At 36.7% G+C, this 17,983-nt stretch carries 17 protein-coding genes and 2 pseudogenes; 1 reads left to right on the top strand and 18 read right to left on the bottom strand.

The genetic code is table 11. The annotated features are described in order from the left end of the window. Window positions 1–53: 53 nt before the first annotated feature. The 4 genes from GMB29_RS11925 to GMB29_RS11910 form a co-directional block, all read right to left on the bottom strand. Entirely contained in the window at window positions 54–1,364 is a 1,311-nt protein-coding gene (locus GMB29_RS11925) for a Na+/H+ antiporter family protein (protein WP_136358707.1), read from the bottom strand. A 120-nt stretch (window positions 1,365–1,484) separates the two neighbouring features. Beyond that, the gene (hutH, locus tag GMB29_RS11920) at window positions 1,485–3,008 is read right to left on the bottom strand and encodes a histidine ammonia-lyase (protein ID WP_136358705.1); all 1,524 of its coding nucleotides are present in this window, start codon (window positions 3,006–3,008) and stop codon (window positions 1,485–1,487) included. Window positions 3,009–3,713: 705 nt separating this feature from the next. Continuing rightward, on the bottom strand, window positions 3,714–4,112 hold the full coding sequence (locus GMB29_RS11915; RefSeq protein ID WP_136358703.1) for a hypothetical protein: 399 nt from the start codon (window positions 4,110–4,112) through the stop codon (window positions 3,714–3,716). 1 nt (window position 4,113) lies between these two features. After that, window positions 4,114–4,326 carry a helix-turn-helix transcriptional regulator gene (locus GMB29_RS11910; RefSeq protein ID WP_136358701.1) on the bottom strand — a complete coding sequence of 71 codons (213 nt, stop codon included), beginning with the start codon at window positions 4,324–4,326 and terminating at the stop codon, window positions 4,114–4,116. A gap of 462 nt (window positions 4,327–4,788) precedes the next feature. Here GMB29_RS11910 and GMB29_RS11905 point away from each other — a divergent pair, with 462 nt between their 5' ends. Beyond that, window positions 4,789–6,006, top strand: coding sequence for an IS110 family RNA-guided transposase (locus tag GMB29_RS11905; RefSeq protein WP_155443890.1), 1,218 nt, complete (start codon window positions 4,789–4,791; stop codon window positions 6,004–6,006). A gap of 403 nt (window positions 6,007–6,409) precedes the next feature. Here GMB29_RS11905 and GMB29_RS11900 read toward each other — a convergent pair whose 3' ends face one another. From GMB29_RS11900 to GMB29_RS11840, 14 genes and pseudogenes are all read right to left on the bottom strand, one after another. Then, window positions 6,410–7,063: a DUF1801 domain-containing protein gene (locus GMB29_RS11900; protein WP_136358768.1), complete on the bottom strand. Its 654-nt coding sequence runs from the start codon at window positions 7,061–7,063 to the stop codon at window positions 6,410–6,412. A 460-nt stretch (window positions 7,064–7,523) separates the two neighbouring features. Then, a complete protein-coding gene (locus tag GMB29_RS11895) occupies window positions 7,524–7,895 on the bottom strand; it encodes an iron chaperone (RefSeq protein ID WP_136358770.1) in 372 nt (123 codons plus the stop codon). A 69-nt stretch (window positions 7,896–7,964) separates the two neighbouring features. Beyond that, the gene (locus tag GMB29_RS27395) at window positions 7,965–8,225 is read right to left on the bottom strand and encodes a hypothetical protein (RefSeq protein ID WP_136358806.1); all 261 of its coding nucleotides are present in this window, start codon (window positions 8,223–8,225) and stop codon (window positions 7,965–7,967) included. A gap of 319 nt (window positions 8,226–8,544) precedes the next feature. Then, window positions 8,545–8,919, bottom strand: a complete 375-nt coding sequence (locus GMB29_RS11890; RefSeq protein WP_136358772.1) for a hotdog family protein — start codon at window positions 8,917–8,919, stop codon at window positions 8,545–8,547. A 29-nt stretch (window positions 8,920–8,948) separates the two neighbouring features. Beyond that, window positions 8,949–9,044: pseudogene (locus GMB29_RS27390) on the bottom strand (AraC family transcriptional regulator); the annotation flags it as partial. A 4-nt stretch (window positions 9,045–9,048) separates the two neighbouring features. After that, window positions 9,049–9,257, bottom strand: a pseudogene (locus GMB29_RS27385) (LysE family translocator); the annotation flags it as partial. 719 nt (window positions 9,258–9,976) lie between these two features. Further along, entirely contained in the window at window positions 9,977–10,765 is a 789-nt protein-coding gene (locus GMB29_RS11875; protein ID WP_136358774.1) for an ABC transporter ATP-binding protein, read from the bottom strand. Window positions 10,766–10,780: 15 nt separating this feature from the next. Continuing rightward, on the bottom strand, window positions 10,781–11,794 hold the full coding sequence (locus tag GMB29_RS11870) for a FecCD family ABC transporter permease (protein WP_136358776.1): 1,014 nt from the start codon (window positions 11,792–11,794) through the stop codon (window positions 10,781–10,783). Then, complete coding sequence (locus tag GMB29_RS11865; RefSeq protein ID WP_136358778.1) at window positions 11,791–12,795, bottom strand: FecCD family ABC transporter permease; 1,005 nt, start codon at window positions 12,793–12,795, stop codon at window positions 11,791–11,793. Before GMB29_RS11865 ends, GMB29_RS11870 begins: the two co-directional genes overlap by 4 nt. An 84-nt stretch (window positions 12,796–12,879) precedes the next feature. Beyond that, window positions 12,880–13,854: an ABC transporter substrate-binding protein gene (locus tag GMB29_RS11860; RefSeq protein ID WP_227551671.1), complete on the bottom strand. Its 975-nt coding sequence runs from the start codon at window positions 13,852–13,854 to the stop codon at window positions 12,880–12,882. A 456-nt stretch (window positions 13,855–14,310) separates the two neighbouring features. Further along, entirely contained in the window at window positions 14,311–15,144 is an 834-nt protein-coding gene (locus GMB29_RS11855; protein ID WP_136358782.1) for an ABC transporter ATP-binding protein, read from the bottom strand. Beyond that, complete coding sequence (locus GMB29_RS11850; protein ID WP_168733982.1) at window positions 15,141–15,890, bottom strand: IucA/IucC family C-terminal-domain containing protein; 750 nt, start codon at window positions 15,888–15,890, stop codon at window positions 15,141–15,143. The genes GMB29_RS11855 and GMB29_RS11850 overlap by 4 nt, the downstream gene beginning before the upstream one ends. A gap of 11 nt (window positions 15,891–15,901) precedes the next feature. Further along, window positions 15,902–16,945 (bottom strand): FecCD family ABC transporter permease, encoded by a 1,044-nt coding sequence (locus GMB29_RS11845; protein WP_136358783.1) that lies wholly within the window; start codon window positions 16,943–16,945, stop codon window positions 15,902–15,904. Then, on the bottom strand, window positions 16,911–17,954 hold the full coding sequence (locus tag GMB29_RS11840) for a FecCD family ABC transporter permease (protein WP_136358784.1): 1,044 nt from the start codon (window positions 17,952–17,954) through the stop codon (window positions 16,911–16,913). The genes GMB29_RS11845 and GMB29_RS11840 overlap by 35 nt, the downstream gene beginning before the upstream one ends. Window positions 17,955–17,983: the final 29 nt, after the last annotated feature.

Raw genomic sequence — 17,983 nt, 5'->3', positions numbered from 1 at the left:
GGCTGCCCTAAAAAGTGCCTTGCACTTTTTTAGGGCAATCTTCCTTGATTTCGTTAAAGAACCATTGCAGCGATAACACCAAAAATAAAGAGCGGGATATTATAATGCAGAAACGTTGGAACACATGTGTCCCAAATATGATGGTGTTTTCCATCTGCGTTTAACCCTGCGGTCGGACCAAGCGTGCTGTCTGATGCCGGTGATCCTGCATCCCCAAGTGCACCAGCAGTACCGATTAATGCGGCAGTCGCTAATGGAGAAAAACCAACTGTTGCGCAGATTGGGACAAACAAAGCAGCAATAATCGGGATTGTCCCAAATGAAGAGCCAGTAGCCATCGTAATCAATAGACCAATGAGAAGCATCCCAACAGCAATAATAAGTTTACTTTCCCCCAAGATTCCGGTTGAGGATTTTACAAGTTCCTCAACAGCACCAGTCTCCTTCAAAATCGTTGCATATCCAGAAGCGACTAACATCACGAATGCAATCATGCCCATCATATTAATCCCTTCATTGATCACCTTTTCTCCCTCTTTATATGGGACAACCGTGAACAAAAACATAAGAATAATACCTGTAAGCGCTCCCAAAGCAAGTGAACTGGATACTAGCTGTACGATTAGAACACCGATAATTGCCACAATCGTGAAGAAATGACGTGTTGAAAATTTCAATTCCATTTCTTGTGATGCAGCTACCTCATTCATAACCCCTTGATCACTAAAAGGCTGTTCACGATCCTTTCGATAAGAAATAAAAATGGCGACCAAAAGCCCAACAATCATGCCAAGACCTGGTATGAACATAGCGTGTGCGACAGATGAAATAGGGATATCCATACCGCTCGCTTTCATTTCATCGGCAATGATCCCATGGAATATTAGCCCAAATCCGGCTGGAATCATAATATATGGCGCCTCTAACCCAAACGTTAATGCTGAAGCGACACCTCTACGATCGATCTTCAGTTTATCAAACAAATGGAGCAAAGGCGGAATTAAAATGGGAATAAACGCAATATGTATCGGAACAATATTTTGCGATAAACATGAGACTGCAGCAATCGTCAACAATAAGATGGAACGCTTCCCATTTAAAACGCTTACAAGTCGTTTCACAAGAAATCCAGTAATTCCTGAATAGCCTATCATAACAGCAAATATTCCAAGCAAAACATAACTTAGTGCCGTATTGGCTTGTCCACCCATTCCGGAAATAAGCATATCCATCGATTCGGACAGTGACAGACCTTCCATCAAACCGGCAACAACGGCGGCTATTAAAATCGTAAACATCACATTCACTCGGAGTAGGCTCAAAACAGACATAACAATGACAGAAATCACTACTGAACTTAACATCTGATCATCCTTTCTTTTTTGAAATGATTAGTGTTTCAAATTTTCAGTTAACGATATTTAAAGGGAACAGGCTGCCATCGAATATAAACACCAATGCAGCTTATTCCCTTAAAAACTAGTTTACGAGAGTTTTTGCTCTTTTGATAAACTTGTATTGAAGTTGAAAATCCCCACTTTTAACCAAGTATTCATAGCTTCAATATCCTTGGAAAATACGCGATCCTCACTAATAAATGGGACAATCTTTCGACCCTCTTCTAAAAAGCTGCTTGTTGCTTTCGCCATTTTTTCGATGCCGCGAATTTCGGCTGCCTGCATTCCGCAAATTGCCTCAATGGCTAAAACTTGTCGTGTATTTGTGATGATTTGATAGGCGTGTCTTGCTCCAATCGTCCCCATGCTAACATGATCTTCTTGATTTGCTGATGATGGGATGGAATCAACACTTGCTGGATGTGCCAATGTTTTATTTTCTGATACAAGTGCTGCTGCGACATACTGCATAATCATCGCACCTGACTGTAAGCCTGGTTCAGGACTTAAAAACGGTGGTAAGTCATTCAATTGCGGATTTACTAAACGCTCAATTCGACGTTCTGAGATGTTAGCCAGCTCTGCCATTGCTATGCCTAAGAAATCCATTGCAAATGCAATCGGCTGTCCATGGAAGTTACCTCCAGATAATACTTTTTCACCATCATCGAATATTAACGGATTATCTGTAGCGGCATTCATTTCGATTTCCAATTTCTCTTTTACATAGTTTAATGTCTGCCATGTTGCTCCATGTACTTGGGGAATACAACGGATCGAGTAAGCATCCTGAACACGTAATTCCCCTTGTTTTGTTGTTAATGAACTGTCAGAAAGATGAGTACGAATTCGCTTAGCCACTTCGACTTGTTCGCGATATCCCCGAGCTAGTTGAATATCCTCGTCAAAGGCATCAATGATTCCACGTAATCCCTCAATTGTCACAGATGCGATCAGTTCTGTTTGATAAGCTAATTTTTCTGCTTCTAAATAGGCAACGACACCCATTGCTGTCATCGCTTGAGTTCCATTAATGAGGGCCAACCCTTCTTTTGCTGTTAATGTGATCGGAAAAATAGCTTCTTTCGTTAAAGCTTGAATCGCTGATGTTCTCTCCCCTTTATAAAAAACCTCTCCTTCTCCGATTAAAACAAGAGCCAAATGGGAGAGCGGAGCTAAATCTCCACTTGCACCAAGCGATCCTTGTTGTGGAATCACTGGATGAATTCCGGCATTCACTAAGTCTAGTAATCTTTCAATCACAACAGGACGTACGCCCGAAAAACCCTTAAGTAATGCGTTTGCTCGAAGCAGGATCATCGCACGTGAGACGACCTCTGGAAAAGGTTCTCCAACCCCGCATGCATGGGAACGAATTAAATTCAACTGCAGTGCTTCTACATCGTCTTTCCCAATAAAGACATCACTAAATTTCCCAAACCCTGTTGTAATGCCATAAACAACTCTTTCTTCAGCAACGATTTTTTCAACCGCTTTACGGCTTTCTTGAACTTTTCTCATGCTCTCTTCAGAGTAAATAACTTTTTCTCCGTCAAAAAGGACCTTTCGTACCTCAGCAAATGTAAGTGTTTGACCAGTTAATGTAACCATTTTTTTGTCTCCCTTCAATATCCTTTAGTTAGGTAAAGGCACAATAGAAAAGGGGACTATATCAATGAAATCACTAAAAATGATTTCATGATATAGCCCCCTATTAACTAAAATACTATGGGCGTATGATATGTGATTAATTTCTAATTCTAACTTGCACCTTACCTCTTGGTATAAAGCATGCTTCGTACTGGGTCTGTTTTTCTCAGCTGCTTTCTCATTGCCTGCAGCTATCTTTTGAGAGTCCATCGAACACTCTTTTTCTGTTCCTCCCTTCTAATTCAACTACTCGAGTTTCACCGGCAGTTTTAGTTAAATCATCAGAGAGCAAAAAAGAAGTGTGTGAGACCATTACGACTATGCCATTCTAACAGCTTTTTCTTATTTTCTAGATAACTGATAAACTCTAATAACTAATGTCTAGCTTTATTGTAAGCGCTTTACACGTAGGTGTCAACGTAATTTTCTAAATTGGGTAAAATGATAATAGAGTTATTTAATTTTAAAAGCAAAAACAAGCATAACCCCGCTCTAAATTTAGGACGGGGTTATGCTTGTTTCATTTTTGATGTAAGATCCTTCACTACACTATAAAATATAATAATAAAGTCGTTTAAACATCTAAGTTTTATTCAACAATAACGATTGTGGAAGATGGTTATTAAACTAAAGTCTTTAATCATTATAATTTCCAACTTAACTCACTTAATTTTCGGTTTCAACTCGGTTATTTAGGTAATCTCGTATTATCCACCTTAAAATCAAGGTAATGAAAATAGTATATCCTATGAGCTTTGGATATGTTATAGAAATAATCGAGTTTTGAATCAGAATCGCACCAATAAATAATATAAAGATGGTAATTAAATACATGATATTCCCAGCAAATAATGTGTGATATCGAGTACGTTGGTCATGTTGTAGATTAATTTTATTCCATTTACCTTTTCTATGTATATTCAAACCATAAGCAATGACTTGAATAGATGCAAAAATGGCAATAATTAGGGTTAACTTAGAATGTGATAAGAAGAAATAGCTTGCAAATAAAAACAAGGGGATTCCCATTCTCAAAATAAAATTAGACTTATACGAAACATTCATTTTACACATCTCCTTCAATCCAAAATAATTTATCTAGCGAACAATCTAACACATTCGCTAATTTAATTGCTGTACCAATAGATGGTTCATAACGTTGTTTTTCAATAGCTATAATAGTTTGTCTCGTTACCGAGATACTTTCGGCTAATTGGTCTTGAGTAATACCTTTTTCTTTTCTAAACTCTTTGACTGAATTTCTAACACCATGCTTCATTGTTTACATCCTTCCTAAAATGTAACGTATACATTACATAAATTAATAGTATCCTGAAAGAAATGTAATGTCAACATTACATTTTATTTTTTTTACATTTTTTGTTAGGCTTATAAACTTTCAAAAGAAATACCATATTTAAGCACAAAAAATTCGATTTCTTATAAAAAGAAATCGAATTTTTGTTATACTATCCTGCTCCGTTAGCCATCCATGAAGCGCAAAATCGGCGCTTCACCACAAAGAATGAAAATGTATTGAATCCGTCCATACTGCTTCTAAGGCTGGGAGAGGAAGGTCGATAAACTATGGTGCCTTAGAGCCCATCCGTTAGTCTGACTCCAACGACCACGGTGCACCACAAACTGTCGCTCCCTTACGGGAAGCACTCATGGTAGATTAATCCTTATTCTGATTGTTGCACCAGCCTCCAATTTACAAGCCTAGAAAGGAAGAATTTCAATGGATGTAATCATTGAAAGAGCATGTGGTATGGATGTTCATAAGGACAATATCACTGCATGTATTATGACACCTGATGGAAAGGAGATTCAAACGTTTCCTACCAAAACAGTTTTTCTGCTTAAGTTAATCGACTGGATTAAGGAACATGACTGTACTCATGTCGCAATGGAAAGCACGAGTGTTTATTGGAAACCTATCGTTAACTTATTAGAGTCCGAAGGAATCGAGTTTTTAGTTGTAAATGCTCAACACATGAAGGCACTTCCAGGACGTAAAACGGATGTTAAAGATGCCGAATGGATTGCCCAACTTCTTCGCCATGGTTTACTCAAAGCGAGTTTCATTCCAAACCGTATTCAAAGAGAGCTGAGGGAACTTGTCCGTTATCGCCGCAGTATTATCGAAGAACGTGCAAGACAACATAATCGAATTCAAAAAGTTTTAGAAGGAGCCAATATCAAACTAGGCTCTGTCGTTTCAGATATTATGGGGGTTTCCTCGAAGGATATGCTTCGAGCTATCGCTGACGGCGAGGATGATCCTGAGAAACTAGCAAACTTCACTCGTCGTACAATGAAAAAGAAAAAAGCAGAACTTGAATTAGCACTTCAGGGCTATGTTAACCCACATCAACGCTTAATGCTCAAAACGATTTTAACTCACATTGATTTTCTAACTGAGCAAATTGAAATGTTGGATCAAGAGATAGCTCAAAGAGTAAGCTCTTATCAGGAAGATATAGAACGACTCGATTCCATTCCTGGTATCGCAACTAGAATGGCTGAGCAAATCTTAGCTGAAATTGGTACGGACGTTGAAAACCAATTCCCGACTGCCGCACATCTATGTTCATGGGCAGCCTTGGTTCCTGGACACAATGAGAGCGCAGGTAAAAGAAAATCTAGCAGATCTAAGAAGGGAAATAAGTATTTAAGATCCGCATTAACAGAAGCAGCTCAATCAGTTAGAGGGTCAAAAAACTATCTCGGTGCACTGTATAGACGTACAGCTGGACGAAAAGGAAAGAAAAAGGCAGCAATTGTAGTCGCCCACGCGATGTTACGAATCGCATATTACCTTCTAACCAGAAAAGAAATGTATGTTGACTTAGGCGAAGATTATTTTGATAAACAAAGACAAGTATCTATTGTGCGCCATTCGGTACGGAGACTAGAAAATTTAGGTTTTAATGTGACAATTACCGAAGCGTCCTAATCCAATATTCATAGTCCATAAACACCTTGATCAGGCGCCCTGCTCTTTTTTTAAAAAATGAGTGAGCTGCGTCTAATTAAGTATTGCCATTTTCCGGAACTAACAGAAGTTAATTTTCATGGTAGTTGAAGAACGATAAAGAAAAAAGGCTGCCCCAGCAGCATATTTTATTCTTTAACTCCTGTACGCGTTAATTCAAGAAAAGTGTACCTTTCAGCAAAAATCCACAGGGTACACTTTTGTGTGCAGTATTTATCTTTTCTAAGCTGTAATGCGTTAGTTTGCTTAGACTCTACGAATCACTTTTTAGTTTTTTCCATTTTAAATGATTTCCTTCGATCGAAGAAGAGTTCGAATGAACGCAAAGAAAGGGAATATCTTAAAGTTTGATTCATTTATTTTCTTATCGAATGTTCTTGTGCGAGCCGTCACAGTTGGGCAGTTTTTGAGATAGTCCACAAGTGCAATCATTTAATCCCTTTCCACCCAGAATTTTCTGTATACATTTTTCAACCCTTGACTCTCGTGTTTTGGATTGTTTGGGCGACGAAAAATGAAGAATGTATGCTCTTTGGCGTCCCGGCGTCAATGCTTCAAAAGCAGTTTTCAAGGCAGGGATTTCATCGAATTTATTTTTAAGTTCTTCAGGAATTGTGAATTCTCTATCCTTTTTAAAATTTACTTCCAAACCGGCTTTTTCAACTTCAATGGCTTCATAAATATACGCTTTCAAGACGGATTCCATTTCAACTATTTCTTGAACATTTGTGAATCGAATCTGGCGCGCCGCCTGTACATTCTCCGTTTGTTGGATTAGAATCCCGTGGGCATCCTTTAACAAGGCACCTTTGTGAAAAAGAAGTGCACAATATTCTTTAAATCCATGTATTAAAACGATGTTCTTTTTCTCAAACGTGTAACAAGGATGCATCCACTTAAATTCTTCGGAAAGCTCACAGTCAAGAACGATATTTCTCAACTTGACATATTCTTCCTTCCACTTTGTGGCTTTACTTAAAAATTCATCAACTTTAGGATTCATACTCCTATTTGTCATCAAGGAACACTCCTCTTCAATTTATCGATCAGCTGACAGTCAAGAATGATCATTCTCGGTTTCTCCAATTCTTTCTGTCACTTTTTGGCTTTACTTGAATATTCATCAACCTTTAATCATTTTCCATGACCCACTTGGCAAGCTTGCTTGATTATCCGGCAAGAAGGCATTATAACTAGCAACTTCCTGATATTCTATTATATTTTTCGCTAAATAAATCCAGCATTTTTAACTAAGCTAGTATATATGAAAAAAAGTTAAAAACCTCTTCATACTCGCTAACATCTATCTAATTTATATGTATGTAGAAAACTTTCATCATCCATTGATTGGTGTTGAGGAAGTATTTTAACGGGAGTTTCCATATCTCTACTACCTGAGCTGTTGGCGCCTTAACTTGGGTTGCAAAAAAGCATGACATTTTTCGCGTCATACTTTTTTTGAAAAGGCGTGATGTGGATTATTCCCGCCAAAATTTCGTATATTCTGCTTTATCTTGAATCTTAAATTCAATCATTTTCTCAAGCAATTCGTAATTTACCGGCTCATTCCACCGAATTCGAAATAAGCCTTTGGTAGCGCTGTAGCCAGCTTGTGCAATGTCATCGGCAAAGTGTGCCATGCCTGCTTCTTCGGGTGCAACGCTCAAATGATGCTTCGCTGTGGAAAAGCCGATGATATATGTGCCGTGATCGGAAAACATTGGCGTATTCCACTTGATGTGCGGTTCCAAATTTGGGAATTTATTAGTAACCCACGACAAAATTTCCTCTGTACGGTTGCGGTGGTCGGGGTTATCGATACCTGCTAAATATTTTGCAAAAACTTCCATGTCTTCCTCCTTAAAGATAATGGCTTCATGTAAATCTACACAAAAGCCATCATTAGTTGAATCGCTTGTTTAGGGAATTTCCCTTTTTTTTAAGTTCTCATTACGTTCATTTCCTCTTTTAAAATTTCCTGTTATCTTTGCCAATATCAATTGCACTGACTTTTCATCTAAAGCCATATTAATTTTCTCTAAAATCTTTGCAGCATCTTTACCTTTTAATATTTTTATTTGAATTCCATTATAATAGATATGAACAGTATTATTTTTGGTAACCTGGTAACTAAATGGAGCTTTATCTAATCGATTTCTTTTATCGATATTGCCACTTATAAACCTCCTTATCAGGTTTTCTATCTATATTCTATTTTCTATTTTCCTCCTGAAAACTCCTTTTTTTCCTCCATAATCTGGATCTTAAATAAAGATAGAGAGCAATTCATACCTACAGAATTACGCCCATTGTGGAAGATCATACGTACATGTCTTGTTAAACTTACGCACCCGTTTGTTTAAGTAAAACTGTTGACAATCATTCGGTACATAATGGAATGGCTATATAACCTTACAGATTTAAATAAAAAGAAATTGGAGATTTTTCAAGTTCTCTATCGTTCGTTTAGAAGCTATTGCAGAATAGCTCAAGAAGATTTTATAGGATTACTTCTAAAAAATCCCCTCTCAGTACTTCCTTTTCGCGTTGGTTTTCGCATACAAAAGAGGCAGTAATACGTGTCCTATTATGCTGCTTTTCAAATTGATCAATAGTTACTGTATAAATTATAGTATCCCCAGTAAATACAGTTCTTAAAAACTCAAAATTTATTGTACGGGCGAGTACATTGTTATTGACGCCTATTTTTGTCGGCAATATATCGGTTAGTAATCCCTGTATTACAAGTCTTCCCTGTTCATCAGGAGTAACATGGTGAGAGCCTTCATCACTTGAAACCTTAGTAAACAATTCAACATCTTCGGTTGTGAAAGTCCGTTCAAATGTAATAATATCGCCTACTTTTAATGACAATTTTATCCCACGCATTATTTTAAATCTATTTATAAATGTGACATATATTCAAATGCTGTTGTTCCATAAACGCTTTTAAAGTGTTTATTTAAATGGGTTAAATCAACAAAACCACATTCAGTTACGGGCAATGAAAATTTTAGGTATTACCTCTATAAGGACAGTATTCAACATAGCAGAAATAACAAGTAATATACCAAAAGCAATAGTTGCTCCAAATGTATATTCCATGCCTTTTTTGCCCCAAAATAATGCACTGTGGATAATATGACAATATTAGTAGGTCCTGGTGTAAAAGTAACAATAAAACAATAGATTAAAAAAGATATAATATTCATGATGAAAACTCCTTTAAAGATATTCTCATATAATATTACATCTTAAAATTAAAAGGCATATAGTATATTATTGCAGGATTTTTCTCTAAGTTAACTCAACTAATTTTGAGTGTTGATATGTTATATTCCATCAAAAGTTAGCTCAATAAATAACTCTAACTTTAAGATCATTAATCCTCTTAGGTTAACGCCCCAGTTAGTGAAAATCAATTATCTAGATATAACCATGTTTTAATCATTTCGATAGTAAAGAAGGAATTCCTTGTTCAACTAAATCGCGTATTAGTTGAACAAGATTTCAAAGGGATATGTAGTCAACATAAAGTCGCTTTTCGGAAGTAAATAAAAACGTAAAATGCAAACTTCTCGAATCAGGGAATGGCGTTTGTTCGTTTTTTTATAGTTTAAGCAGCATCTTTTATGTCTCTTGTTTTTTAGCAAATAGCTTTTCTTTAAGAGTTGGTATAATCATACAATCTACATCATATCTTCCTGCATTGCAGCAGAAACTAGGATAAACATAGATAATTAAACAAGTAGAGGATTAGTACTTGTAGTACCACTAAACAAATAAGAGAAATTCATAACCAGACCAATAAAGATGGCTGTTTTTGTGAAACACCCCAACAATAAACCGATCCCGACAAGGAATTCTCCCCAAGGTAAAATCGTATTAAATACCTGTATAATAGGAAATGCCACGTTTTCTAAGAATACAACTACTTTGTAGATAAACCAATGGGAATACAAAGTGGTGTTTGATCAAAAGGGTTTTCAATTATACAGCATTCTAAGCCAAAGACTTCTTTAATCATGTTTTTTGTAAATACTTTTTCTGGTGGACCTTCATCGTAAATTCTTCCATTAACAATGCTAATTAGATGATCAGCATATTGTGCTGCTTGATTTAAATCATGTAAAACCATGACAATCGTTCGACCATAAGTTAAGTTTAAATCGCGTAATAATGCTAATATTTCAATTTGATGCGCTAAATCTAAATATGTTGTTGGTTCATCTAATAATAAAAGGTCTGTGTCTTGTGCTAAAGCCATTGAAATCCACGCTCTTTGCCTTTGTCCTCCAGATAATTCATCCAATGTGCGATCTACAAAATCTGTCATTTTCGTTGCAGATAATGCACGTTCTACAATCGTATGATCCTCTTTAGTTGGTCTGGAAAACAAACCTTTATGTGGATGTCGACCATAGTAACATAGGTTTTTAACTGTGATATCTTCCGGAGCTTCCGGACCTTGAGGTAAAATCGCCAATTTTTTTGCAACCTCTTTGAAAGATTGATGTTGAATAGCTTTTCCATCTAAATAGACCGTACCTTTTTGAGGGATTAATAATCTAGCTAAAGACCGCAAAATGGTAGATTTGCCACAACCATTAGAACCTATAATGACACTAATCTTGCCTTTTGGAATGACTAAGTCGATATTATCAAGGATTTTAGTTGATCCGTATGAGAGAGAAAGTTTCTCTGCTGATAATGTTGTCATAAATGCTCGCCTTTCTTATGCTTTTTTTCGTTCACTACGTAATAAATATAAAAAATATGGTGCTCCAATTACTGCTGTAACAATTCCGGCCGGTATTTCTATTGGCGGAAATAATCCTCTACCAAGACTATCGGCAATTAGTAGAAGAATAGCACCAAAAAGAGCTGATGAAGGGAGTAATACTTTAAATTTAGAACCTACAACTCTTCTAGCAATATGAGGAGCAATTAAACCGATAAATCCGATAGAACCCACTGCGGCAACACATACACCAGTTATAACAACTGAAATGCTAAGTAAAATATATCTCAAAACTTTCGATCTTTCACCGAGACCTGTAGCAATATCGTCACCGAGATTAAGTATATCCAATTTAGAAGTTAATCCAATTAGTATTGGGATAACAATAAGACATGGGAGCAACATAAAGACTTGATCCCATCCTCTTCCCCAAAGACTTCCAGTCAACCACAAAAGCGTCATATTGACATCGTCTGGAAACTTAATCATAAAATACTCTATTCCTGCTTGGCATATTGCCCCTAGTGCAATTCCTACTAAAGCGATTGTATTAGGGTGACCGCCTTTTCTATATACATATAACATCAAGATCGTTGCAATCAAAGCTGCTCCAATAAAAGCAGAAAGTGGAAGAAATATAATTGGCGCCATCGGGAACAGTACAATTATGATAACAGCAGCCAATCCGGCCCCTTTTGTAACTCCGATCACATCAGGTGAAGCCATCGGATTTCGAAGAATTCCTTGTAAGATAGCTCCAGCTGTTGCGAGCCCAGCTCCAACAATGATAGCGATAATCATACGCGGAATACGATAATTGTGCAGTATAAATGATTGACTTTGTATCTCTTCTCCAAATAAATGTTGAATAATTTCTAAAGGTGAAATGTATACAGCCCCTACACCAAGACTCACTATTGATAAAATCAGCATGATGATCAATAACGTAAGAAGAATAAAGCTAGGATGGAGATTCGGTTTCAGAATGAATTTATGGTTATTCTTCATTGTTTAATATTCCTTCCTTTCCTTGCTAAATAAAGGAAGAATGGCGCCCCGATAAGAGCTGTTACAATTCCAACAGGTGACTCAAAAGGATAAGCAATAAACCGAGCGAGAATATCTGAGTATACTAAGAGTAACGCCCCGAATAATGCGGAAAAAGGAATAATCCTTCGATAATCTCCACCAACAAGTCTTCGAACAATATGAGGAACAATTAATCCAATAAAGCCAACTGGACCTGCTACAGCAACTGAAGATCCCGCTAAAATAATGACTAAAATTCCTGCTAAAATGCGGATTCGATCTACTTTTTGCCCAAGACCTTTGGCAGTAGATTCTCCTAAGACAAGAATTGAAATAGAGCGAGAGAACGATAGAGCTACTAATAGTCCGATAAGTGACCATGGAAGAATGATATGAACATGCGTCCAAGTTTTTCCATTAATAGAACCCACTAACCAATACAGTACATCTTTTGCTTGTTCATTAAAAATAATGACACTTTGAGTTAAAGAAGATAATAGTAAGTGTACTGTGATTCCAGCTAATGCTAATTTTACATGTGTCATTCCTCCACCAGAAGCAAAAGAATAGACTGTTATTCCTCCTACAGCTGCACCGATAAATGCTATGAAAACGAGTGAAGTGGAAGAGAGGTTAGGAAAAAAAGCGAAAGCCATGACAATAAAAAATGAGGCACCGGCGTTCACACCAAATACTTGTGGAGATGCTAATGAATTCCGGGTTATAGCCTGCATGAGAGCACCTGCCACCGCTAAATTAGCACCAACTAATGCTCCAATTAATGCACGCGGTAATCGAAGGGTCTGTATTATCAAATCTTCTTTTGATGGATTTATCTCGAAGAAAGACTTCAGCACCATAGCAACATTTATATCTGCAGCTCCTACCAAAATACTGATGATTATTCCCGAAATTAATAAAATAATTGCAGTTATTGCTGTACAATATACTATTACGTTATTTTTAACCACAGTTTTCATTAACTACAACACACTTCCTAACAAAATATAAGACTAATAGAAAGAGAAGTAAGGACAGGATATCTTACTTCTCTTTTGTTATTTTTATTTTTCATTTAGCATTTTTAAAGTGTCATTCGCCATAGCTTCAGCGGATTCAACCCCACGAAATCTTGTCCATAAATCTCTGTCAACGCTATAAACTTGTTCATTTTTTACAGCTTTTAAATTTTTCCAAAGTGGATTTTCCTTCCACTCATCAGTAAGTAATTTTCCTTCATTGTTGGCTAATAACAGCACATCAGGATTGATCTTAACAAGCTGTTCTAAGTTCATTTCAGCATATGGTTGTTCATCCTCAACCGCAACCTTTAATCCCAATAATTCAAGCAATTCTCCGTCATAGGAAGAAGTAGTATGGGCTTGGAATGAAGTATCTCGTACAACTGCAGGTAAAACGGTCATATTTGCATCAACGCTAAGTTTTGATTTAATTTCATTAATTGTTTTTTCATGCTCAGTTAATCTTTTATTAGCAATATCTTTTTGATCTACAGCTTCAGCAATCGTTTTAAAAGAATCTAGGTTTTCTTGATATGTAGATTCGCGGCTTTTCAAAATGATAGTCGGAGCAATCTTCTGTAAGTCTTTGTAAATAGCATTGTGTCGCTCAGCATCTGCTATAATTAAATCTGGCTGTAAAGAACTAATAACCTCTAAGCTAGGCTGTTCACGAGTTCCTACAGAAGTATAATCTATTGAACTGCCTACAAGCTTTGAAATCATATCTTTTTTATTATCGTCTGCAATTCCTATAGGGGTAATTCCTATTGCATTTAAAGAATCAACAAAAGATAGCTCTAGTGTAACTATTTTTTTAGGAATATTTTTAATTTCTGTTTCTCCCATTTCATGCTTAATCGTTCTTATTTTTTGCTCTTGTGTTTCCGTAGAAGCTTGTGTTTTCTCACCTTCTGTATTTTTTTGAGGGTTACTGCATCCTGTTATGGCCATCATTATCGTTAATAACAGGATTAGCAATGTTCCGCCAAATTTCCGTACTTTATTAGACTTTTGCATTTTTTCGACCATCCTTTATTCATATCTGAGGCTATAAATGAAAATGATTATCATTACTATCCTAATAATAACGCGGAGAATTATTAGCGTCAATGCAAAAAAACTTTTGTAAAATAAAAAAATTATAAACAAAAAGTCCTTTTTGTACATTTTGTTCATACCAGTTAATGTTGCTAATTCTGCCTCTTTATTCGATGTTATTGTATTTTACGTTTTTATTTTAGTTCGAATAAATTATTTCAATAACTTCTTTAAGAGTAAAAAGGCAAGCATTATACGGACAAAAGTGGGGTTTTATGCAACGCCCTCTTTCATTAAAGCACCCCGATTAAACACAAACATCCACAATCACTTAGATATTTTTCAACAATCTAGCCCTAAAAAGGAAAAAAGCACTTTATCCTTATTACAGGAAAGCGCCCTTTTGTTGAAGATGGTTATGATGTAAAGCACCCTTTAGCCAAACACCAATTCACATAATTCATTATTTATTTCAATTTTCCTCCCTTTTCCATCTGGGAAACATATTGGTGTGCCGAATTGACTGTCAACACCAATGCGACATTTTAGTCCGTAAATGCGTTCGATGTTTTCTCCCGTTATTATTTTTTCGGGAGCACCTTGAATGAAAACTTTTTGATCTTTTATCGCTACGAGGTGATCCGCATAACGACATGCTAAATTAATATCGTGCAAAACCATGACGATTGTTCTGTTCTCTTCTCTATTCAAATCATACAGCAGGTCTAAAATTTCAATTTGGTGCGTTAAGTCTAAATACGTTGTTGGTTCATCTAATAAAATGGTATCGGTATTTTGAGCAAGATTAAGGGCTATCCAAGCTCTTTGACGCTGCCCGCCAGATAATTCGTGGACATGTCGATCTTGCAATTCTTTCATATTTGTTACTGTTAAAGCATGATTAACAGCTATTTCGTCTTCATTTGTCCATTGCTTGAATGTACTTTGGTATGGATAACGACCTTGTTTCACTAACTGTTCCACTGTTACGCCTTCCGGGGCGGTGGGTGATTGTGGTAAGATGGCTAACTTTTTGGCGACTTCTTTTGATTTCATTTTCAAAATGTCTCGGTCATCAAGAAATACGCTACCTATTTGTGGTTTTAGTAGTCGGGCAATTGCATGTAATAAAGTCGATTTCCCACATCCATTTCGACCGATGAAAACGGTGATTTTCCCTTTAGGGATTGCTAAATTTAATGAATCAATGATGATAGTTTCACCATATGCTAATGTTATATCTTTAACATTTATTTTTATTTCGCTCATTGCATTACCCCCCTCACTTTTGTTTGCCTATTTTTAATTGGGCAATTGCCGCAATAACCGATTCCTTCAACATCCTCTTCTAATTTATAGTACATACAGCACGTTTTCCGACAAGGATTTAATTTAAGTTCTTCTCCAATTTTCAGATAATGTTTAATCGGATTTTCTTCTAAATTAAACAAGTTTCCACTCGCATTTTTCAAGAAATGGAAATCGCTGTTTAGGCGTTCAATTTTCATCGGATCCGATTCTTTCGCTAATATTTTCCGATAAATAGAGTTAACTCGAATGGCTACGTTTTCCCACAATATTGATGAAGGAACACGGGATGCTTTTCTCAATATGTTTAAAACCGGGGTAATATGAGATGCAAAAAGGTCACGCAGCACGTTTTCACGCCATTGTTCCCTCTCTATACTCTTTACTTCCTGCCATTTGCACATACCTGCTTGAATACATAATTGACGTTCTTTACTTAATGCGCATGCTTTTACCGGCAAATTAAGGACACAGTTGAATTCGACCATACTATATAAAGTGGACGACACGACGAGATAAGCATATCTTTTCGAAAGTATTGAAGCTGCTACTGATAAATTCGGCGCTTTCATCTCTAACATTTGATTTTGTAGAAACGATAAACATTTTTCCTCATTTAACAAATCATTTATCGCGATTTCCTTAAGCTTCTCATGTTCTAAATGTATATCAAAAATTTTCAGTTCGTCCATAACAATACTGCTCATTTTGATCATCCTTAAAATGAATTTCGATTTTTAATCAGTAAATAAATGAAGAATGGTGCACCGATACCGGATGTAAAGACACCTACTGGAATATCTAACGGTTGGAAGGCAATGCGAGCTATCCAGTCTGCAAGTACGACTAATATAGCACCGATACCCGCTGTCGTAATGAATAGGAGTGACGTATGATGATGAACAATTCTCCTTGAAATATGCGGCGTCAGCAAACCAATAAATCCTATTCCTCCTGCTATCGAAACTGATAATCCACAAAGCAATGCACTAAAGAACAAAAAAATGATTCTAAATCGCCTCAAATTTAACCCTAACTGTTCAGCAACTGAATCACCGTAACTGTACAACTCAAACTTCCGCTTCAACCACATAATAATGAAAAATAAGACAACAAATGACACAAGTATCGATATTGTTTGCAACCAATTGACGCCATATAAGCTTCCTGTCAGCCATAAATATGCCTGTTCAGATGAAAACGAAGCAGACGTCACAAGAATATACATAACCACCGCATTCGCAAGTGTTGCTAAACCGATGCCAATTAACACGATTCGATTTGCGGTGATCGATGGATGCAGTGAAAAAAGATAAATAATGAAGAACGTCATAATTGCACCAATAACAGCAAAGATAGGCGTCCATTGAACACCCAATGCATCGCTAAAATAGGTTAAAAATAAAACTGCACATACAGAAGCACCGCCTGTGACACCGATGACATCCGGTGAAGCAAGCGGATTTCGAATGATCCCTTGTACAATTAAACCAGCTACAGCAAGTGATGCTCCGACAATCATTCCCGACAAAACACGGGGCATCCTTAATTCTCCAAGTGCAAATTCATTCTCAATCGGAGCTATATGAAATGTATATTGAATCACCTCATGAAATGGTATAATGTCGCTCCCAACCATCAACCCTACTAGCATGACGAATAACAAACTAACCAATACTGCTATTGTTTTATAAACATCTTTCTTTATCATAAAAAATGATACGTTCTCATGTTTCGATCGAACGATCCATCGATTTTCCACGCTCACGCCCTCCTTTAAAAGCGATATAAATAAAGAACGGCGCTCCGATAAATGCTGTAATAACACCTAAAGGAATTTCCGCAGGCGGATTAATCAGCCGTGTACTAATATCTGCAGCCAGTAAAAAAATACTTCCTAAGACAGTAGAATAAGGTGTCAGCCAAACATAACTATTTCCAACAAGTGATTTAGCTAAATGTGGAATAATCAAACCGACAAACGCAATGTTACCAATGACAGCTAATGAACCACCCGCAAGCACAACCATTAACACAAGCAGTGTCAATTTCATTAACATTACATTTTGTCCCAACCCTTTGGCAATGCTTTCGCCGGAAGCATAAACATTCATAGACCGTCCTAAAAAACACGTCGAAATGAGAGAAATAAATAAGAACGGCAAAACAGCTATAATCATGTCTAAAGTCCGGCCGCTAATCGTTCCTGCCATCCAAAACAAAACGTCATTCATCCCTTTTTGATTCATTAATAAAATGATTTGCGTAAATGAGACAAACATCGCGTTAACGGCAATCCCAGCTAAAATAATTTTGAGAGATGTAGTCCCTGAGTAGCTTAATGAACCGAGCAAATAAACTAAAATAGCTGCCACTAGCGCTCCTAAAAAAGCGAAGTAAACAATAATGTTTAAATCTGACACTTTGAATAAAACAACAAAGACAACAATAAAGAAAATTGAGCCAGAGTTAATCCCCAGTACACTCGGAGAGCCTAACGGATTGCGGGTCAACAATTGGCTAATGACGCCAGCAACTGCCAGCGAAGCCCCAGTAGCGACTGCAATCACCATCCGCGGGAAACGTTCTTTCCAAATTATGATATGCGTTAAATCATTTGCATTAAACGACGTTATCATGCTGTAAATATCAGCCAGAGTATAATGCGTACTACCAAACAGCAAACTCGATAACATACAAACGAATAATAAAACGATTAAAAAAAATAAGCCAAATATCTTCCCTTTATTTTGCTTTACAAGTTGTACCATTTAATCACCATTTTTATCTTTGACTTCGT

The organism is Metabacillus sediminilitoris, assembly GCF_009720625.1.
Taxonomy (GTDB): Bacteria; Bacillota; Bacilli; order Bacillales; family Bacillaceae; genus Metabacillus; species Metabacillus sediminilitoris.
This window is presented reverse-complemented; position numbering and strand designations above follow the sequence as displayed.